This is a genomic window from Pseudomonas syringae CC1557, from assembly GCF_000452705.1.
GTDB classification, from domain to species: Bacteria; Pseudomonadota; Gammaproteobacteria; order Pseudomonadales; family Pseudomonadaceae; genus Aquipseudomonas; species Aquipseudomonas syringae_F.
Map to the genome: position 1 here is coordinate 3,382,043 of NZ_CP007014.1, position 19,447 is coordinate 3,401,489.

The 19,447-nt window shown below is 58.8% G+C and carries 22 protein-coding genes; 12 read left to right on the forward strand and 10 right to left on the reverse strand.

Going from position 1 to position 19,447, the window contains the following annotated elements; translation table 11 throughout:
• Positions 1-93: 93 nt before the first annotated feature.
• Positions 94-996 carry a transcriptional activator NhaR gene (gene nhaR / locus N018_RS14840; RefSeq protein WP_024644493.1) on the forward strand — a complete coding sequence of 301 codons (903 nt, stop codon included), beginning with the start codon at positions 94-96 and terminating at the stop codon, positions 994-996.
• Here the strand turns inward: nhaR and N018_RS14845 are convergent.
• Positions 993-2,147 (reverse strand): MFS transporter, encoded by a 1,155-nt coding sequence (locus N018_RS14845; RefSeq protein WP_025390090.1) that lies wholly within the window; start codon positions 2,145-2,147, stop codon positions 993-995. The two genes, nhaR and N018_RS14845, sit on opposite strands and share 4 nt — an antisense overlap.
• 236 nt (positions 2,148-2,383) lie before the next feature.
• Entirely contained in the window at positions 2,384-2,893 is a 510-nt protein-coding gene (locus N018_RS14850) for a DUF1993 domain-containing protein (protein WP_024644495.1), read from the reverse strand.
• Positions 2,894-3,047: 154 nt separating this feature from the next.
• On the opposite strand from N018_RS14850, the gene N018_RS14855 reads away from it, so the two are divergent.
• Entirely contained in the window at positions 3,048-3,710 is a 663-nt protein-coding gene (locus tag N018_RS14855) for a YceH family protein (RefSeq protein WP_025390091.1), read from the forward strand.
• A 40-nt stretch (positions 3,711-3,750) separates the two neighbouring features.
• Here the strand turns inward: N018_RS14855 and N018_RS14860 are convergent, their stop codons facing one another.
• Positions 3,751-4,566: a shikimate 5-dehydrogenase gene (locus N018_RS14860; RefSeq protein ID WP_025390092.1), complete on the reverse strand. Its 816-nt coding sequence runs from the start codon at positions 4,564-4,566 to the stop codon at positions 3,751-3,753.
• Positions 4,567-4,767: 201 nt separating this feature from the next.
• Between N018_RS14860 and N018_RS14865 the strand changes: the two genes are divergently transcribed.
• Both N018_RS14865 and N018_RS14870 read left to right on the forward strand, forming a co-directional pair.
• Positions 4,768-5,127, forward strand: coding sequence for a hypothetical protein (locus N018_RS14865; RefSeq protein ID WP_024644498.1), 360 nt, complete (start codon positions 4,768-4,770; stop codon positions 5,125-5,127).
• A 173-nt stretch (positions 5,128-5,300) separates the two neighbouring features.
• Positions 5,301-5,486, forward strand: coding sequence for a hypothetical protein (locus tag N018_RS14870; protein ID WP_024644499.1), 186 nt, complete (start codon positions 5,301-5,303; stop codon positions 5,484-5,486).
• A gap of 22 nt (positions 5,487-5,508) precedes the next feature.
• Here the strand turns inward: N018_RS14870 and N018_RS14875 are convergent, their stop codons facing one another.
• Positions 5,509-6,069: a hypothetical protein gene (locus N018_RS14875; RefSeq protein WP_024644500.1), complete on the reverse strand. Its 561-nt coding sequence runs from the start codon at positions 6,067-6,069 to the stop codon at positions 5,509-5,511.
• Positions 6,070-6,331: 262 nt separating this feature from the next.
• Here N018_RS14875 and pbpG point away from each other — a divergent pair, with 262 nt between their 5' ends.
• Positions 6,332-7,273: a D-alanyl-D-alanine endopeptidase gene (pbpG, locus tag N018_RS14880; RefSeq protein WP_024644501.1), complete on the forward strand. Its 942-nt coding sequence runs from the start codon at positions 6,332-6,334 to the stop codon at positions 7,271-7,273.
• A 73-nt stretch (positions 7,274-7,346) separates the two neighbouring features.
• Here pbpG and N018_RS14885 read toward each other — a convergent pair whose 3' ends face one another.
• The 5 genes from N018_RS14885 to N018_RS14905 all read right to left on the reverse strand — a co-directional run bounded on the left by N018_RS14885 (position 7,347) and on the right by N018_RS14905 (position 12,640).
• Positions 7,347-8,777 (reverse strand): NAD-dependent succinate-semialdehyde dehydrogenase, encoded by a 1,431-nt coding sequence (locus N018_RS14885; protein ID WP_025390093.1) that lies wholly within the window; start codon positions 8,775-8,777, stop codon positions 7,347-7,349.
• A 46-nt stretch (positions 8,778-8,823) separates the two neighbouring features.
• Complete coding sequence (locus N018_RS14890) at positions 8,824-9,219, reverse strand: low affinity iron permease family protein (RefSeq protein ID WP_025390094.1); 396 nt, start codon at positions 9,217-9,219, stop codon at positions 8,824-8,826.
• Between the two features lie 169 nt (positions 9,220-9,388).
• A complete protein-coding gene (locus tag N018_RS14895; RefSeq protein ID WP_025390095.1) occupies positions 9,389-10,228 on the reverse strand; it encodes a lytic transglycosylase domain-containing protein in 840 nt (279 codons plus the stop codon).
• A 327-nt stretch (positions 10,229-10,555) separates the two neighbouring features.
• The gene (locus N018_RS14900; RefSeq protein ID WP_024644505.1) at positions 10,556-11,416 is read right to left on the reverse strand and encodes a glucose 1-dehydrogenase; all 861 of its coding nucleotides are present in this window, start codon (positions 11,414-11,416) and stop codon (positions 10,556-10,558) included.
• Positions 11,417-11,500: 84 nt separating this feature from the next.
• Positions 11,501-12,640: a glutathione-independent formaldehyde dehydrogenase gene (locus N018_RS14905; RefSeq protein ID WP_025390096.1), complete on the reverse strand. Its 1,140-nt coding sequence runs from the start codon at positions 12,638-12,640 to the stop codon at positions 11,501-11,503.
• Positions 12,641-12,907: 267 nt separating this feature from the next.
• On the opposite strand from N018_RS14905, the gene N018_RS14910 reads away from it, so the two are divergent.
• The 6 genes from N018_RS14910 to N018_RS14935 all read left to right on the forward strand — a co-directional run bounded on the left by N018_RS14910 (position 12,908) and on the right by N018_RS14935 (position 17,880).
• Positions 12,908-13,498 carry an amino acid synthesis family protein gene (locus N018_RS14910; protein ID WP_025390097.1) on the forward strand — a complete coding sequence of 197 codons (591 nt, stop codon included), beginning with the start codon at positions 12,908-12,910 and terminating at the stop codon, positions 13,496-13,498.
• 33 nt (positions 13,499-13,531) lie between these two features.
• Positions 13,532-14,380: an alpha/beta fold hydrolase gene (locus tag N018_RS14915; RefSeq protein ID WP_025390098.1), complete on the forward strand. Its 849-nt coding sequence runs from the start codon at positions 13,532-13,534 to the stop codon at positions 14,378-14,380.
• A complete protein-coding gene (locus N018_RS14920; RefSeq protein WP_024644509.1) occupies positions 14,377-15,858 on the forward strand; it encodes an aldehyde dehydrogenase in 1,482 nt (493 codons plus the stop codon). Before N018_RS14915 ends, N018_RS14920 begins: the two co-directional genes overlap by 4 nt.
• Before the next feature lie 13 nt (positions 15,859-15,871).
• The gene (locus tag N018_RS14925) at positions 15,872-16,357 is read left to right on the forward strand and encodes a flavin reductase family protein (protein WP_024644510.1); all 486 of its coding nucleotides are present in this window, start codon (positions 15,872-15,874) and stop codon (positions 16,355-16,357) included.
• Positions 16,358-16,562: 205 nt separating this feature from the next.
• Positions 16,563-17,315: a GntR family transcriptional regulator gene (locus N018_RS14930; protein ID WP_024644511.1), complete on the forward strand. Its 753-nt coding sequence runs from the start codon at positions 16,563-16,565 to the stop codon at positions 17,313-17,315.
• 1 nt (position 17,316) lies between these two features.
• A complete protein-coding gene (locus N018_RS14935; protein WP_024644512.1) occupies positions 17,317-17,880 on the forward strand; it encodes an NUDIX hydrolase in 564 nt (187 codons plus the stop codon).
• Between the two features lie 71 nt (positions 17,881-17,951).
• Here N018_RS14935 and N018_RS14940 read toward each other — a convergent pair whose 3' ends face one another.
• On the reverse strand, positions 17,952-18,242 hold the full coding sequence (locus N018_RS14940) for a DUF1330 domain-containing protein (RefSeq protein ID WP_024644513.1): 291 nt from the start codon (positions 18,240-18,242) through the stop codon (positions 17,952-17,954).
• A 94-nt stretch (positions 18,243-18,336) separates the two neighbouring features.
• Between N018_RS14940 and ribBA the strand changes: the two genes are divergently transcribed.
• The gene (ribBA, locus tag N018_RS14945; RefSeq protein WP_024644514.1) at positions 18,337-19,446 is read left to right on the forward strand and encodes a bifunctional 3,4-dihydroxy-2-butanone-4-phosphate synthase/GTP cyclohydrolase II; all 1,110 of its coding nucleotides are present in this window, start codon (positions 18,337-18,339) and stop codon (positions 19,444-19,446) included.
• Position 19,447 lies beyond the last annotated feature (1 nt).

The following is a 19,447-nucleotide window of genomic DNA, read 5'->3' on the forward strand; positions in this document are numbered from 1 at the left end:
CGGCGTTGGCAAGAACTCTATACATCTTGAAACATCAGGAAAATTCGATTTTATCACGCGTATACTTCGGTTTTTACGAATCGGGAAAAAGCCATGCTCAATTACAGGCAGTTACATTACTTTTGGGTCGTGGCCAAAACCGGCAGTATCGTGCGCGCTTGCGAGCAACTGAATTTGACGGCACAGACTGTCAGCGGGCAGATCAGCCTGCTGGAAACCTCACTGGGCGTGGACTTGTTCCAGCGTGTGGGTCGGCAACTGGAAATGACCGAAGCAGGTCGCATGGCCCTGCCCTACGCCGAGCAGATGTTTCAACTCGGCAACGAGCTGGAAAACCTCCTGCGTTCGCAGCCTGACGAACAACAACTGCTGTTTCGCATCGGCGTGGCGGATGTGGTGCCTAAATCAATTGTGTATCGATTGATTTCACCAACCATGAATCTGCAGGAATCCATCCGGATTACCTGTCGGGAAGACAAACTGGAACGGCTGCTCGCAGACCTGGCCGTGCAGCGTCTGGACCTGGTGATCTCGGACAGCCCGATGCCGCCACACCTGGATATCAAGGGCCATAGTCATAAGCTGGGTGAGTGCGGGGTCAGTTTTTTCGCCACCCGCGAGGTGGCTGAACGTGTCGGGGCGGACTTCCCACAATGCATGCATGGCGCGCCGCTGTTGATTCCAGGGCCGGAAACGGTGGTTCGCGGCAGGCTCATGCGCTGGTTTGCCGAACAGAAAATCCAGCCACGCATCATCGGCGAGTTCGACGACAGTGCGTTGATGAAGGCTTTCGGCAAATCCGGCAGCGGCATCTTCGTTGCGCCCAGCGTGATCGCCGCTGAAGTGCAGAGCCAGTACGACGTGCAGCTCATCGGCCAGACCGACGCGGTAACAGAGTCGTTCTACGCCATCACCGTGGAGCGCAAGGTCAAGCACCCCGGTGTGGTGGCCATTGCCGAAAGTGCTCGAAACCAGTTATTCACTGATGCCGTTTAGGCGGCGAGCGGAATGGGGTCACGTTTGATCAGCCACAACGCCAGCAGGATCGCCAGCAGGATGATTCCGGCAGCGGCAAAACCGACGCTACCCAGCCCCAGATGATCAATCACCCTGCCGCCGATGAGGGCCCCTATACCAATCCCCAGATTCGCCCCGGCGATGTTCAGCGATGCGCCGAACGCGGGCGCTTCGGGTGCGGCCTTGATCAACCGTACGTGACTGACCAGAAAAAGCGCTGCCTGAGTAATGCCCCACACTGCCAGGGCCAGCGCCAGCGCAACAACCGAATGAATGCTGGGCACCACCGCCACAAGGCCGACCACCATGAACGCGCAGAACACCAGGCTGGCGATCAGTGGATGACGGTCTACCATGCGCCCGCCCAGCGAGTTGCCGAGCAGGCCTACCGCGCCAAAGCCCATCAGACACCAGCCGACCAGATTGCCATCGAAACCGGCCAGGCGCTCCAGCATGTCTGCCAGGTAGGTGTAGGCCGTAAACATGCCGCTGAACACCAGCACCGAGAGCAGCACATGCCCCTGCATCATTGGGCTGCGCAAAATGCCGAATTGCTTGAGGATTGAAACAGGGTTCTTCTTCGCCGCTGTTTTCGGTAGGTAAATCGCCAGCAGCAGCGCCTTGGCGAGCGCCAGCACGGCCAGTGCGGCAAACGCGCTGCGCCAGCCGAACGCATCCGAAATCAGCGTGCCGACGGGAATGCCGAACACCGTGGCGCAGACGATGCCGAAGCCGATTCTGGCAATCGCCCGCCCGGCGAACTCCGGGCCGACGATGTCCACTGCTGTTTCGCTGGCCAGCGCCCAGAACACCGGCAAACCCAGTGCGGGGATCAAGCGTGCAATACCCATGATGGCGATATTGGGGGCCAGCGCCGCCAGAGCATTGGAAAATCCGAACAGGATGAGAATGCTGATAAACAGGCGCTTGCGCTCGAATCGCGAAAAGTAAGCGGTCAGAAACGGACCGAAAGCGGCGACGGTGAAAGCGAACAGGGTCACCAGCAGGCCTGCCTGGGAAACCGTGACATGCAGGTCACGGGCGACAGCAGGCAAAAGGCCAACAATGACGAATTCTGTGGTCAGCACGGTGAAACCGGCCGCCGACAACAGAAGGATGGGCAACAACATGGATACTCCAGAACAATGACACGGGCATCACGACAGCGCGGTCTGCGGAGCTGACCGATTCTCGTGCCGATGCTCCGCGTTGGCATGCATTTCATGACGCTCCGCGTCACAAATCCACGCCCCAACACACATTTAAGGTCTAAAGTCGGACACAGAGCGTCCAGAAATGCATTCCCACGGGGAACGTGGGAATGAGAGTGAATAGCGTTTAAGCCACGTTTTCCGTACCGAAGTCCTTAAAACTTGCCCATGAAATCACGCTTGCCGATTTCCACGCCATTGTGGCGCAGCAGGTCGTAAGCAGTGGTGACGTGGAAGAAGAACTGCGGCAATGCGTAGCTGAGCAAGTAAGCCTGCCCGTTCAGGCGCTTTTCCTTTTCGGTGCCAGGGCGCAGAACGACCTCAATGCCTTCTTTACCGTCGACCTGCTCGGGCGTGATGCTGCCGATGAATGCAAGGGTCTTGGCCAGCAATGCCTGCAACTCTTCGAAGGTGGTCTCGGTGTCTTCGTATTGTGGGATCTCGACGCCCGCCAGACGAGCCGACGCACCTTTGGCGAAATCGACGGCGATCTGTACCTGACGGGTAAACGGCAACATGTCCGGAAACAGGCGAGCCTGGAGCAAGGCCGGGGGCTGGATTTTCTTCTCGGTCGCGTAGGCTTCGGCCTTGGTCAGCACGTCGCTCAGTGCGTTGAGCATTTGCTGAAAGACAGGAATGGAGGCAGCGTACAGGGAAATAGACATGACGTATCCTGAGTGAGAAAGGCGCAATTATAGACCGCCCTTCTACGAAACACCGTGACACTTTTCATTCGATGCGCAGATGAGCGCAGTAGCCGCTGGCAATAATTCCTGACACGCCCTACGCTGATCCTCCGCCATCACTCAGGGAAGCGTCATGTCAGTCGAACACTCACCCAGCGAATCGCCCGCAAATACTGAGGCATTACAGCTCAACAGCACGGAAATCCGCATTCTTGGCTGCCTGATCGAAAAGCAGGCGACCAATCCGGAAACTTACCCGCTGACCCTCAATGCGCTGGTCATTGCCTGCAACCAGAAGACCAGTCGTGATCCAGTCATGAACCTGACCCAAGGCCAGGTCGGTCAAAGCCTGCGTGCACTGGAAGGCCGCGGCCTGACGCGGCTGGTGATGGGCAGTCGTGCCGATCGCTGGGAGCACAAGGTCGACAAGGGCCTTGAGCTGGTCCCTGCACAAGTGATCCTCACTGGCCTGCTGTTGCTGCGTGGCCCGCAAACCGTCAGTGAGCTGCTGACCCGCAGCAATCGCATGCACGATTTCGAGGACAGCGAGCAGATCGTTCATCAACTGGAACGCCTGATCAGCCGAGGGCTGGCAACCCTGGTGCCGCGGCAGTCTGGCCAGCGCGAAGATCGCTACATGCACTTGCTGGGTGATCCGCAAGACATGCAGGAGCTTCTGGCAGCCCGTCAGCAACAGCCGGAACGTGGCACAGCGAATCCGGCAGCAAGTCAGCGCATTGATGAACTGGAAGCCCGTGTTGCAGCACTTGAAGAGCGTCTCGCCAGGCTGGAGTGAACAGCACTGCCGCCCGCCTTGATCAATGAGCAGAACATCGCTACACGGCTCTGGCAAAGGCCGCTGCCTGCTGGTACTGCTCATCGGTCGGGCGCACGCCGGTGTAGAGCACAAACTGCTCAAGCGCCTGGATGGCAGCTACTTCATCACCGCTCACGATGCGCTTGCCGAGGCGACATGCGGCCTGGATCAACGGCGTTTCAGCAGGCGTAGCCACCACGTCGAAAACAGTATCGGCAGCCTCGATGGCCGGTAAATCAAACGCCAGTTCGTCGGCCTGCGCACCTTGCATGCCCAACGGCGTGACATTGACCAGCAAAGGCGGCCGCGCAGTTCCCAGCTCCGCCTGCCAGCGAAATCCGCATGCGTCGGCCAGACGCTGCCCTGCCTGTTGATTACGGGCCACGATCAGACCGTCTGTAAAGCCTGCATCACGCAGCGCAAACGCCACCGCCTTGGCCATTCCGCCGCTGCCGCGCAGGGCAAATGCGCTGCGTGGCACCGCATGGCTGTCCATCAACTGTGCAACCGCAATGTAGTCAGTGTTGTACGCTTTCAAATGGCCGTCGGTGTTGACGATCGTATTGATCGACTGGATAGCCCCCGCCGATGCGTCCAGCTCATCGACCAGTTCAATGCAGGCCTCCTTGAATGGCATCGACACCGCACTGCCGCGAATCCCCAGCGCGCGGATGCCCGCCACTGCAGCAGCAAGATCATTGGGCGAGAATGTCTTGTAATAGAAGTTGAGGCCTAACTGCTGATAAAGATGGTTGTGAAAACGCACGCCGAAGTTCCCCGGACGTGCGGCCATGGACATGCACAACAAGGTGTCCCGGTTGGCAGTGATGGACATGCAGTTTCCTCCAGACGGTAATGGCTTGACTCTTCGCCAACAGCGTAAGCTATGCAGTAACGAATGCGGGAACGCACCTTACATAAAATTTACTCAGCGCTTTCGCAGATTCTTACAATTTCGATGTCATAGTGTTATCCCGTGGCAGTGCTTGAGAGTGATGCAGGCGCGCGACAACGGGTTGAGAGCGAGGAACCAGTCATGATTCGTCAAATCCCCAAAATTGCCTTGTTTGTAGGTGCCTTGGCCCTTGCCGGCCAGGCGAATGCTGACCGTGGCTGGGGTGGCCCTGCCGTGGTGGGTGCTATCGTAGGCGCTGCGGTTATCGGGGCGGCGGTATCTTCATCAGGCCGTGACAGAACGGTTTATGTAGAACGCGAGCCGGTGTATGTGCAGCAGCAGCCGGTTTATTACGCACCACCGCCGGTCTATTACCAGCCGGCTCCGGTGTACCAGGTTGTCGAGCGCTACCCACCGCCTCCACCACCCGGCTACTACCATCGCTATGGCCCGCCCCCAGGCCCTGGCTATTACTACGGCCCGCCACGCGGCCGCTGGTAACGGAACAAAAAACCCGCCTCCTCAGGCGGGTTTTTTAATGGGTGTGCGCATAACATTGCCTGCCCGCGCAATGCAGCCAACCCTTGTTGCTATCAATGACTACTATTGAGAGCGTCGATTTCTGCCGTGATCGATTGCCCCCTACAGTAGCGTCATGGCTTGAGGAGGCAATTATGACCAAAGTGAATATCATGTCCGTCGTTGGCAGCGCAGTTCCCGCCACGCTCAGAGAGAAAGGCCTACTGGCTTGCTGGTATCTGATTCAGGATGGCGAACCGGTCAGCGGCCCACTCGCGTCCTTGCCGGTGGCTGAAGCGCTGTCCCGGCAATTGCAGAGTCAGCCCTCAGTCCCTCATTAACCGATCCATTCTCTGCCACTGCTCAGATTCGTTCGGCCATCGCCGCGTTGACCTGGCAGCGGTGAGCCAGCTTCTGCAGGCGCTTCTCCAGCGCCATGAACACCACGCGGTCGGTACGGCCACTGTCGAGTTCGTCGATCAGGTCATTGGCGACCTGCCGCAATTCATGCGCCAGCACCACGCGGTCATCGTTCAAGTCCTGTTTGTGCGACTCGAACAGCCGGTGCAGATAATCCTGCAGGGTGTATTTCAGACTGTGCCTGTCGCTGGCACGCAGATGAGTCAGGTTCAGGCTGATACGGCCCTGCAACTCACTTAATTCCCCACACAGATATTGCATGCGCCGGGCATAGCCCACTTCGCGATCACGCAACTGTTTGTGCGCCAGCGCGGCGTCCTGTTTGCGCTGAATGGCCGGGACCGCCACGGCAACCATCAACCCGACGATCAGACCAATGGCCTGCATCCAGCCAGCCCAGTCTGACGGACGCGAAGTAAAACCTGCACCCAGCAACAGCACGACAATCAGCGAAGCAACGATCACCAGTACCAGGTAATCCTTGCCAATAAACCCCTTGAGCATTGCATGACTCCTTGAACCGCGAACCTGAATGGCATGGAATGCTAATCGGTGCGGGCTTTTCGCACCACGAATATTCAATTTTCGCGCCGTTTTAGACAGCGTTGCATCCAGAGAGCCACTTAACGGCAACTTAACAGAATCCCGATTCATGCATTTATTGATGAATCGCCCTACACCACCCATCGACATACATCAAAGTCTGCTCATAAAATGCAGCGTTTTGACGCGATCCCTTCTATTAACACACTTTATCGAGTGAGCCTTGCTCTTGAAAATTCGTCTGTCTGTTTTGGGCCTATTATGTGTACTTACAGGTCCGGTACTTTCCACCACCACGTTTGCCAATGAATCCGCCGTGCTCAACCGTGACCCTTCCAACCTGCACCTCGCCTCCGGCAGCGCAATGGTCATCGATTTGCAGACTGACAAAGTGCTGTACTCCAGCAACCCGGATGTCATCGTTCCGATTGCCTCGGTGACCAAACTGATGACCGCCATGGTCGTGCTCGATGCCAAGCAATCAATGGACGAAGTCATTCCGGTCAATATTTCCCAGACGCCGGAAATGAAAGGCGTGTTTTCACGCGTCAAGCTTGGCAGTGAAATGAACCGCCGGGACATGCTGCTGATCACCCTGATGTCTTCGGAAAACCGCGCTGCTGCCAGCCTGGCGCACAGTTATCCGGGCGGCTACCCGGCGTTTATCCTGGCCATGAATGCCAAGGCCAAGGCGCTGGGCATGAAACACACCGCGTATGTCGAACCCACCGGCCTGTCGGTCTACAACGTCTCGACCGCACGTGACCTGACCAAACTGGTGATGGCAGCACGCAAATACCCGATGCTCAGTGAGCTGAGCACCACCGAGCAGAAGACCGTTACCTTCCGCAAACCGACCTACGTCCTCGGTTTCAGCAACACCGACCATCTGGTGCGCAAGGACAACTGGGACATCAAACTGACCAAGACCGGCTTTACCAACCAGGCCGGCCACTGCCTGGTGCTGCTGACGACCATGGCCAACCGCCCGGTGTCTGTGGTGATTCTCGATGCTTTCGGCAAATACACCCACTTTGCCGACGCCGGCCGTATCCGCAAGTGGATGGAAACCGGCCAGAGCGGTCCGGCACCGGAAGTCGCGCTGCAATACAAGAAAGAGAAGAACCTGGTCATGAAGCAGACGGGCATTCAGGCCAAGGACTGATCACCCCACTGCGTAACGAAAAACGGTCGCGATGCTTACACATCGCGACCGTTTTCATTTACCCGACCAGCGCTCAGTTGTACTGCGTCACCAGCTTGGTGTTCAGGTACGCCTCGATGGCCTCGGTGCCGCCCTCGGAGCCGTAACCGGAATCCTTGATCCCGCCGAACGGGACTTCCGGCAAGCCGATGCCCTGATGATTGATCGACAGCATACCGGCCTCAAGGTAGGTGCTCAGCGCCTGCGCAGTCTTCATCGAGGTGGTGAATGCATAGGAAGCCAGCCCGAACGGCACGCGATTGGATTCGGCAATGGCCTCTTCCACGGTGTCGAACGGCACCAGCAGCGCGACCGGACCAAAAGGTTCTTCGTTCATGATGCGCATCGCAGGCGTCAGGCCGCTCAACACAGTGGGTTCGAAGAAGTAACCCGCCCCCTCTAGCGCCTTGCCACCCGCGGACAGCGTTGCACCGGCGGCTAGCGCATCTTCAATCAGGTCGACCAGCGCAGGAATGCGTCGATCATTGGCCACCGGCCCCATGGTCGTGCCCGCCTCCAGACCGTTGCCAACTTTGATTTCACGGGTCAGCCCGACGAACTTCTCGGTGAACGCGTCCAGCACCTTGCGCTGCACCAGAATTCGCGTCGGTGATACACAGACCTGCCCGGCATTACGGAACTTGGCAGTCGCCAGCACCCGCGCCGCGAGGTCGATATCAGCGTCATCGAACACCAGTGCCGGGGCGTGACCGCCCAGCTCCATGGTCGCGCGCTTCATGTGCTGCCCGGCCAGCGCGGCCAGTTGCTTGCCCACTGGAGTGGAACCGGTAAAGGTCACCTTGCGAATGACCGGATGCGGAATCAGGTAACCGGAGATTTCTGCCGGATCGCCGTACACCAGCCCGATGACGCCCGCCGGAACGCCCGCATCGGCGAATGCGCGGATCAGCTCGGCAGGCGACGCAGGCGTCTCTTCCGGTGCCTTGACGATGATCGAACAACCGGCTGCCAGTGCCGATGACAGCTTGCGCACCACCTGATTGATCGGGAAGTTCCACGGCGTGAACGCCGCAACCGGACCGACCGGCTCCTTGATGACCTTCTGCTCGATGGATACGTTACGGGATGGCACCAGGCGGCCATAGGTGCGACGCCCTTCCTCGGCCAGCCAGTCGATGATATCGGCAGCCGACAAGGTTTCCATGCGGGCTTCGGCCAAGGGCTTGCCCTGCTCTTGCGTCATGATCCGGGCAATGCTGTCGACACGCTCGCGAACCAGGTTTGCAGCCTTTTGCATAATCTTGTAACGGTCGTAGGCCGACGTGTTACGCCAGGTGGCAAAGCCACGCTCGGCGGCCGCAAGTGCTTCGTCAAGATCGGCGATGCCGGCATGCGCCACGCTGCCCAGCGACTCGCCCGTGGCAGGGTCCATGACCGGGATGGACCGACCATCGCGGCTCGCGCGCCATTGGCCATCAATATAAAGCTGTACGTCTGGATACATGAAAAATCTCCATAAGTAGTAGGAAGAAAACGAAGTAGCTAACCGGTCACGCCCTTTGATCAGCGTCCAACAGCGGCAAAGGCGCATCGAGATCATGCTCGCCGCCCATGGCCTCATATTTCCTGCGCAGCGCCCTGAGGTCTTTCTGCGTGAGGCCGTCGAGGTTCAGCAATGAGTTCTGTGCATCCTTGGTCACGCGCAATAGCTCGTCGATTTTCAGGTGCAGGACATCATTGTCACGGTTCTGCGTGTTCTGGATCAGGAACACCATAAGGAAGGTAATGATGGTAGTCGAGGTGTTGATGATCAACTGCCAGGTGTCGTTGTAGTGAAACCATGGGCCGGTAAACGCCCACAGGCAAATCAGTACGACGGCTGAAGCAAACGTGGCCGGGCTGCCCGCCCTTTTCGAAAGGGATTGCGAGAATCTGGAAAACTTCATGAATACCTGCCTGAACACGGGAGTCTTGAATGGACACCGGTGAGGCTTTGAAATTTCCTCTTGTCAGCCGACCCGTTCAGGCGACCGACAGTTTTTCTCGATCAGCAGATGCGCTGTGCTGAACGGCTCGAAGATACGGCTCGCGTTGCGCGAGCCGTACACCCGGACATCACGCGGGCAAATTGCCTTGGCCGCTTTCGATGATCTTCGCGAAACTCAATACGTCTGACGGGTAGCTGGAGCCACCTACGCCTCCCGTGTCGCTGAGGTCAGCTTTATTGACCTTGTCAGGCCCGGAGTTGTAGGCGCGCAGTGCCGCGCCCATGTCGCCGAATTCCTTGTTCTGGTCACGCAGGTAGAGCGCGCCCGCCATGATGTTGGTGTGCGGGTCGTTGACGTCATTACCCAGCAAGCCGGGATTTTGTTGCTGCAATGATTTGAACGTATCTGCGTTGACCTGCATCAGGCCCGCATCAGCCTTGCCGTTTACGTTAGTGGTGGCCGCATTCAACTGCCCACGCGATTCGGCCCATATCTGCCCGGCGATCACGCTGGGTGGTACGCCTGTGGCCTTGGCCGCGTCCATGATATCGCCACGGTATTGCTCAAGCTGCTGCGGCAAATGCAGCCCACCGCTACCGCTCAGCGATGTGTCTGAAGAAGCGCCATCCGCCGCACTAGTGGTCGGTGTACTGCCCGCATCCCCCAGACCGCCTTTGCCAGCATATGACGCCGGGTCGCTACCGCCGCTTTCGACAGAGCCTCCGCCGCCGCCACCCGGGCTGTCGCTACCGCCAGCACCTTTCGTCGACGGATCCGTCTGCGCATTGCCGGAAGCGTCCTTGTTTTGCGTGAGCATCTGCATCAACTCTTTCAGCAGGCTCATGATTTGCTCGACCAGGCCAGATGCGCTATTGCCCGACGCGGCCCCCACACCTCTGGTTGATGAATCAGCACTGTCGGGCGGGGCAAAATTGACCGGCGTCTGACCCTGACTGGCAAACAACAACGTGCTGGGGTCAATGGTCGAATTACCTCCCTCGCCAAACCCGTTGTGTTGACCATTTTTCCCGCTCAGCGATGAAAAATCGAGCGGCAGGGAATTTGAATTACGAATCGGCGTAACACTCATCGTCATAATCAGCTACCTCACTCAGGATCAGTACACCTGAAAACGACAACATCGCGGCTCAGGCATGATCGGGATAAAATCACAACTGAGTGGCTCGACACACGAGTCGGTTCCCGCGTCCTGGCGAGCCGATAATAGTAATGAGGATGAAAAAAAACGGTGCCCATCAAGGCACCGTTTCAACTGCGCAAGCGTCCTGTGTACTTACAGGATCGGCTTGCCGCCCGTCACGGCGTAACGCGAACCGGAGATGTAACTGGCTTCGTCAGAGGCCAGCAGCACATAGATCGGTGAAACTTCCACCGGTTGGCCGGGACGACCCAGCGGAGTCTCGCTGCCGAAGCTTTTCACATCTTCATCGGTCATGGTCGCAGGAATCAGCGGCGTCCAGATCGGGCCGGGTGCCACGCTGTTCACGCGGATGCCCTTCTCGCCCAGCAACTGCGCCAGACCACCGGTGAAGTTGGCAATCGCGCCTTTGGTGGTCGCATAAGCCAGCAGTGTCGGCTTGGGCATGTCCGAATTGACCGAACTGGTGTTGATGATCGAACCGCCCCTCGGCATGTGCGGAACCGCAGCCTTGCAGATCCGAAACATCGCAGTGATGTTGATATCGAAGGTCTTGACCCACTCTTCGTCGGAGATTTCTTCCAGCGTTTCATGGTTCATCTGGAACGCAGCGTTGTTGACCAGCACGTCGATGCGCCCAAACTCTGCAACCGTCTTGCTGACGATGTCTTCACATTGTTGCTTCTGCGCCAGATCGCCCGGCAACAGCAGGCATTTTCTACCCGCCTCTTCGACCCAGCGTTTGGTTTCTTCTGCGTCTTCGTGCTCGTTCAGATACGAGATCGCGACCTGCGCACCTTCTCGGGCAAAAGCAATCGCCACGGCGCGGCCGATGCCGCTGTCAGCGCCGGTGATCAGTGCGATCTTGTCTTGCAGGCGGCCCGAGCCCTTGTAGCTCTTTTCACCACAGTCCGGATAAGGGTCCATCTTGCCTTGCAAGCCTGGAACCTGCTGCGGCTGACTGGCAAATGGTGGCTTGGGGTATTCTTCATTCATCTGGATACGTCTCCTCGAATGGTAACAACCCTTGTCGGTGGCGTTGGCCGCACACGACAAGGGCGGTATTGCAGGTTGCGACAATCAGGCGCCGGGCTTGAGTACCACTTTGGTCCAGCCATCATCGCGAGCATCGAAGTGCTGGTAGGCTTTCGGGCCTTCTTCCAGCTTCAGGCGATGGGAAATGATCTGCGACGGCTTGGCACGGTCGTGATGAATCAACTCGGCCAGTCGACGGTTATAACCCTTGACGTTGGCCTGGCCGGTGCGGATCTGCTGGCCCTTGAACCAGAACGAACCGAAGTCGAAGGCCATCTTGCCTTCCTTCGCCAGGTCGTTGTGGGCGCCCGGATCCTGCGGCACGAAAACGCCTACGACACCGATCCCACCAGTCGCCTTGGTCGACGCCACGAGGTTGTTCATGGTGACGTGGTTGGCCTCGTGACCATGACGGTCGCAGCACTGATAACCGACGCATTCGCAGCCACGGTCGGTGCCCTTGCCATTGGTCAGGTTGAGAATCTGATCCACTGCGCCCTGCTCCAGCGAGTTGATCGGCGTGGCGCCCATCTTCGCTGCGAGCGCCAGACGGTCCGGATGGTTGTCCACCACGAACACTTGCGAAGCGCCCTTGATCATTGCCGAATGCGCCGCCATCAGACCAACCGGGCCAGCGCCGTAAATCGCAACGCTTTCACCTGGCAGCAGACCCGCCAGCTCGGTGGCGTGCCAGCCGGTAGGGAAAATATCCGAGAGCATGACGTAGTCGTCTTCGCGCTCGGACGCATCTTCGGGCAACAGCAGGCAATTGAAGTCGGCATAGGGCACACGCAGCAGCTCGGCCTGGCCACCTTCATGGTCGCCCATGTCAGCAAAACCATACGCTGCGCCGGCACTGCCAGGGTTGGCGGTCAGGCAATAGCCGGTCAGGCCTTTTTCACAATTTTCGCAGAACCCACAACCGATGTTGAACGGCAGGCACACCCAGTCACCCACTTTGATGCGGTCTACGCCTGCACCGACCTCGATCACCTGACCCATGTTTTCATGGCCAAAGATGCGCCCGGTCTCGAACGAGGTACGACCTTCGTACATGTGCAGGTCCGAGCCGCAGATATTGGTGGAGGTCACTCTGATCAGAGCGTCTGTCGGCTTCTCTATTTTCGCATCCGGTACGTTCTTGACACTGACGTCACGCGGACCGCTATAGACGATCGCTTTCATATTCGACTCTCCTGAGTTTAAAAATTCGATGAAGCTTTTTATGGCTCACCGAATGTCTGTCACAACGAGGACCGGCATGTTCAAAGCGATTGGCCGCACACCTGACGAGCGGTCATGCCAAGGAAGGTCGGGTACACATTTTATCCGGCTTCAAGGCTGCTAAAAATGACTGATACCCGCGTTTACGGCTCGCAAATAAGCATTTGCATCATTAGTCTTATGGTATACCATCAGACGAAATACAACGTATTTCCCCGGGGGTCGTTCATGAGTTTCGAGATTCGCAAGATCGTTAATTACACCGAAGAAACCTTCATAGAAGGTGGCAAAGCCACTGACAAGCCGGTGACGATGGTAGGCCTGGCAGTCGTGATCAAAAACCCGTGGCTGGGAAGCGGATTTGTCGAAGACCTCAAGCCGGAGATTCGCGCCAACTGCTCGGATCTGGGCGAGCTGATGGTCAAGCGCCTCACCGACGCCATTGGCGGTGCAGACAAGATCGAAGCCTACGGCAAAGCTGCAGTGGTCGGTACAGACGGCGAAATCGAACACGCCTCGGCGGTGATTCATACCCTGCGCTTCGGCAATCACTACCGCGAAGCGGTAAAGGCCAAGAGCTACCTGAGCTTCACCAACAAGCGCGGCGGCCCTGGCACGTCGATTCAGATTCCGATGATGCACAAGGATGACGAAGGCCTGCGTTCGCACTACATCACTCTGGAAATGCACATTGAAGATGCGCCACGCGCCGACGAAATCATCGTCGTGCTGGGTGCAGCCAACGGCGGACGTCTGCATCCGCGCATTGGTAACCGCTATATCGATCTGGAAGAACTGGCCGCCGAAAAGGCGCAGTAATCGTCCCTATCCACTTATGCGCAGGAGCGATCCATGATTCAGCTCACCGCTGAACGCACCCCGGCGGGTACCAGCTATCTGGCTACCGGCCAAGGTCACCCCGTGGTGTTAATTCACGGGGTGGGCTTGAATAAAGAAATGTGGGGCGGCCAGATCGTTGGTCTGGCGGCGCATTATCAAGTCATTGCCTATGACATGCTCGGCCATGGTGCCAGCCAGCGCCCCGACCCGGACACCGGCCTGCCGGGGTATGCCGAGCAATTGCGCGAGCTGCTGGAACACCTCGGTCTGGCGAAGGCGACCGTCATCGGTTTCTCGATGGGAGGCCTGGTTGCACGCGCATTCGCCCTGCAATTCCCCCAGCACCTGTCTGGGTTGATCATTCTCAACAGCGTGTTCAACCGCAGCCCGGAACAGCGCGCCGGTGTTATCGCACGCACAAGCCAGGCCGCCGAGCATGGCCCGGATGCCAACGCGGGCGAAGCACTGTCGCGCTGGTTCAGCCGCGAATATCAGGCGGCCAACCCGGCGCAGATCGCGGCCATCCGGCAAAACCTGGCCAGCAATGACCCGCAGGGTTACCTGACCGCGTACAAGTTATTCGCTACTCAGGACATGTACCGCGCCGACGATCTGGGTGATATTCGTGTGCCCACGCTGGTCGTCACCGGTGAGCTGGACCCCGGATCAACCCCGGAAATGGCCCGCGAACTGGCGCTGCGCATCCGCGGGGCCGAAGTCGCCATATTGCCCGATCAGCGTCATATGATGCCGGTGGAATCGCCGCGCCTGGTCAATCAGGTGTTAACGGCGTTCTTTGAAAAGATCGGCCTGGAAAAATCGGCGTCCGCCCACCATTCGATAAAGGGGACCGTTGCATGAGCCTTACCCGCTTCCAGATGTGCATCGACGGCCAGTGGGTCGACGCGCTGTCCGGCAACACCTTCGAGAGCATGAATCCGGCGCTGGCCGAGCCGTGGGCGCAACTGCCTGACGCCGATGAAGCCGATGTCGAGCGCGCCGTGCAGGCCGCGCAAAAAGCCTTCGAAAGCCCGGCGTGGCGGGGCCTGACTGCCACCGCACGCGGCAAACTGCTGCGCAAGCTGGGCGACCTGATCGCCGAGAACAAGGAGCAATTGGCACAACTGGAGAGCCGCGACAACGGCAAGCTGATTCGCGAAACCCGCGGCCAGGTCAGCTATCTGCCAGAGTTTTTTCACTACACCGCCGGGCTGGCTGACAAACTCGAAGGCGGCACCCTGCCCCTCGACAAGCCGGACCTGTTTGCCTACACCGTTCACGAGCCTATGGGCGTGGTGGCCGGGATCATTCCCTGGAACAGCCCGCTGTACCTGACCGCCATCAAACTGGCTCCCGCGCTGGCCGCCGGGAATACCATTGTGCTCAAGCCTTCGGAGCATGCCTCGGCGACTGTTCTGGAGCTGGCACGCCTGGCACTGGAGGCTGGAATACCGCCCGGCGTGGTCAATGTCATCACCGGTTACGGCCCCACTACCGGCGCAGCCCTGACCCGTCATCCACTGGTGCGCAAGATTGCCTTCACCGGCGGCGCTGCCACGGCGCGGCATGTAGTGCGCAGCAGCGCGGAAAACTTCGCCAAACTGTCGCTTGAACTGGGCGGCAAGTCGCCGAATATCATTTTTGCCGACGCCGACCTCGACAGCGCCATCAATGGCGCCGTTGCGGGCATCTATGCCGCGTCAGGGCAGAGCTGTGTGTCCGGCTCGCGATTGCTGGTGCAGGATGAAATCTACGACGAGTTCGTCGAACGCCTGGCCGAACGCGCCAGCCGGATCCGCATCGGCAATCCTCAGGATGAAGCCACTGAAATGGGCCCGATGGCCACCGCCCAGCAACTGGCGGTGGTCGAGGGTCTGGTGGCCGACGCGCTGGCTGAAGGCGCACGCCTGCGTCTGGGTGGCAAACGTCCTGAACTGGACAGTAAGGGCTGGTTCTATGAACCTACGCTATTCGAGTGCGATCACAACTCAATGAAGATCATGCAGGAAGAAGTCTTCGGTCCGGTCGCATCGGTGATTCGTTTCAAGGACGAAGCCGAAGCGCTGGCCATCGCCAACGACTCCCAGTTCGGCCTTGCTGCCGGTATCTGGACCCGCGACCTGGGCCGTGCCCACCGGCTGGCCCGCGACATCCGCTCAGGGATCATCTGGGTCAACACGTATCGTGCGGTATCGGCCATGGCGCCTATCGGCGGTTTTAAAAACAGCGGCTACGGTCGCGAGAGCGGGATAGACTCTGTGCTGGCCTACACCGAACTGAAAACGGTGTGGATCAACCTTTCGCAGGCGCCCATGCCTGATCCATTTGTCATGCGTTAACGAGGCCGCTGCGATGATTGAACCGAGTATCTACAAAGAAGTGATGGCGTCATTCCCTTCGGGCGTCACGATTGTCACCACGCTGGACCCCGAGGGCAATCTGGTCGGTATCACCGCCAGTGCGTTCAGTGCGCTGTCCATCGACCCGGCATTGGTGCTGTTCTGCCCCAATTACGCGTCCGACACCTACCCGGTGCTGCGCGACAGCAAAAAGTTTGCGATTCACCTGCTGTCTGCCGATCAGCAGGTCGAGGCCTACGCGTTCGCCAGCAAGGGCAAAGACAAGACCAAAGGCATCGAGTGGCAGCTGAGCGAGCTGGGCAACCCGCTCCTGGACAAGGCCACCGCCATCATCGAATGCGAGTTGTGGCGTGAATACGATGGAGGTGATCACGCGATCATCGTCGGCGCCGTAAAAAATCTGATTCTGCCTGCAACTCCTGTGACGCCGATGATCTATCACCGCGGCAAGATGGGTGCGCTCGCGCCGATCGTCTGAGGCTGCGGCAGGCGGTTTTGGTGGTTGCAGGCGCCGGCGTGATAAACTCGGCCGCGCCCCGGATGCAAACCTGCGGGGCATGCAGCAGCCCGCGTGGTTCGCGGGCTGGCGACATGAGCGAGGCTTTGGCTACAGTCATGTCTACCGTCGTGTTTTTCACATCGCCAGCCCCCTTACATTGACAGCCCAATACCGAGCAAACCCGATGAAACGCCTGCCACTCGACGACAACTTCAAGGTCAATCGCAACCCGATCACGCTGCGGGAGATCGTGCTGGACAAACTGCGCAGCGCAATCATGAACTTCCAGTTGCTACCGGGGGACCGGCTGGTCGAGCGGGATCTGTGTGATCGTCTGGGGGTCAGTCGCACCTCGGTGCGCGAGGCGTTGCGCCATCTGGAGTCTGAAGGTCTGGTGGAATTCGCTGACGCCAAAGGTCCGCGTGTCGCCATCATTACCCTCGCCGATGCGTGTGATATCTACGAGCTGCGCTGTGTGCTGGAGGGCCTGATCGTCCAGCTGTTCACCCTGCGCGCCAAACCCAAGGATATTCGGGCGCTGGAAAAGGCCCTGGAAGAGAATCGCCAATCGCTCAGGGAAGGCGAGTTGCAGCAGGTGATCGACTCGGTGCAGGGTTTCTATGATGTGCTGCTGGAAGGCTCGGGCAATCATGTTGCCGCGACCCAACTGCGTCAGTTGCAGGCACGCATCAGCTACCTGCGCGCGACCTCGGTTTCCCAGGAAAACCGCCGTGACGCCAGCAACAAGGAAATGGAACTGATCGTCGAAGCCATCAAGAGCGGTGACCCGGTGGCGGCGCATCAGGCCTCGGTCGACCATGTTCGCAACGCCGCCAGGGTGGCACTGGAATACCTGAAATCCAAACAGGACGACGACGCGAAAGTCCGCGATATCGTTGCCCCGGTGGCCCTCAAAGAACCCCGTATAGGTCGTTGATATGGTCACACCGCGCTTCTGTCCTCAATGCGGTGGCGCGGACCTGGTGCAGCGCGTGCCGTCGGGTGACACCCATGCGCGGTTGATCTGTAGCGGCTGTCAGTACGTTCATTACGTGAACCCGAAGATCATCGCTGGCTGCATCATCGAGCAAGACGGCAAGTACCTGCTCTGCCAGCGTGCCATCCCGCCACGCCCCGGCACTTGGACGTTACCGGCCGGTTTCATGGAAAGCGGCGAGACCACCGAGCAGGCAGCGCTACGCGAAGTGTGGGAAGAAAGCGGCGTGCGCGCCGAGATTCTCTCGCCCTACTCGATCTTCAGCGTGCCGCAGATCAGCGAGGTGTACATCGTCTTCCGCGCCATCGCCCTGGAAGTCACCGGCCAGTTCGGCCCGGAGACCCTGGACTACCGATTCTTCGCCCCTGAAGACATCCCGTGGGACAGCATCTACTACCCCGCCATCCGCCAGATCCTGGAGCGCTACATCGAAGAACGCCAGGCAGGTGTCTACGGTATTTATATCGGCAACGACGACACCGGCAAGATCCATTTTATCAGGTAAGGGCAGCAGCAAGTGAAGCAGTCCGCGGAGTGCTTGATTTTGCTTCTGGCTTGCAGCTTGAAGCTCTGAGCTTACGGCTGCCCTTCAACTATCACAATTTCGGCCTTTGACGCGCCTTGCCGGTGGCTCATGGCGTTCTGGTACTCAGGCGAGTGGTAGCAGGCGACGGCCTGTGCATAGGATTCAAACTCGATAATGACCGTGCGTTGCGGCGTTGTCCGGCCTTCCATGGCTTCGGACCGGCCGCCCCGCGCCAGGAATTTGCCGCCAAACAGACTGAATGCAGCGGGTGCACGCTGGGTGTATTCGCTGTACTGCTGGGGGTCGGTCACATCGACGTGCGCAATCCAATAAGCCTTCATCGTGATCTCACTGTTTCATTGGTGGGGAATCTGTGAAATATTCTGTCTTATGGTATACCAAGATTTATCTTTTCATAGCACTGGGGTCATGAGCATGGCATTTGATCGCATTGAAGACATCATTGAAGACTACCGCCAGGGCAAAATGGTCTTGCTGGTCGACGATGAAGACCGGGAAAACGAAGGTGACCTCTTGCTCGCCGCCGATTGTTGTTCGGCGCAAGCGATCAGTTTCATGGCCCGCGAGGCGCGCGGGCTGATCTGCCTGACACTGACCGACGAGCATTGCCAGCGCCTTGGCCTGGAGCAGATGGTGCCGAGCAACGGCAGTGTATTCGCCACCGCCTTCACCGTATCCATCGAGGCCACCACCGGGGTGACCACCGGTATCAGCGCCGCAGATCGCGCCCGCACCGTGCAGGCGGCAGTCAATCCGGCGGCGGTTCCCGAAGATCTGGTGCAGCCGGGTCATATCTTCCCCTTGCGTGCGCGGGACGGCGGCGTGCTGACCCGCGCGGGTCACACCGAAGCAGGCTGCGACCTCGCCCGCCTGGCCGGTTTAACGCCCGCCTCGGTGATCGTCGAAGTCATGAATGACGACGGCAGCATGGCGCGACGGCCTGACCTGGAAAGGTTTGCGGAAAAACACGGCATCCGCATCGGTACTATCGCGGACCTGATTCACTACCGGCTCAGCACCGAACACACCATCGTCAGAATCGGTGAGCGCGAGTTGCCCACGGTACACGGCACTTTTCGCCTGTTCAGCTACGAAGACCGCATCGAAGGCGGAGTGCACATGGCAATGGTGATGGGTGATATCCGTCGTGAGGATGCCACACTCGTGCGTGTACACGTGGTCGATCCACTGCGTGATCTGGTCGGTGCCGAATACACAGGGCCGGCCAACTGGACCCTTTGGGCTGCGCTGCAACGGGTCGCCGAAGAAGGTCGCGGTGTGGTCGTGGTGCTGGCCAATCATGAATCGTCTCAAGCCCTGCTGGCGCGTATTCCGCAACTCACCCAGCCACCTCGGCAATACACACGCTCGCAATCACGCATCTATTCCGAAGTTGGCACCGGTGCGCAGATTCTGCAGGACCTGGGCGTCGGCAAACTTCGTCATCTCGGTCCGCCGCTGAAGTACGCCGGTCTGACGGGCTACGATCTGGAAGTGATTGAAAGCATTCCGTTTCCCGGCTGAC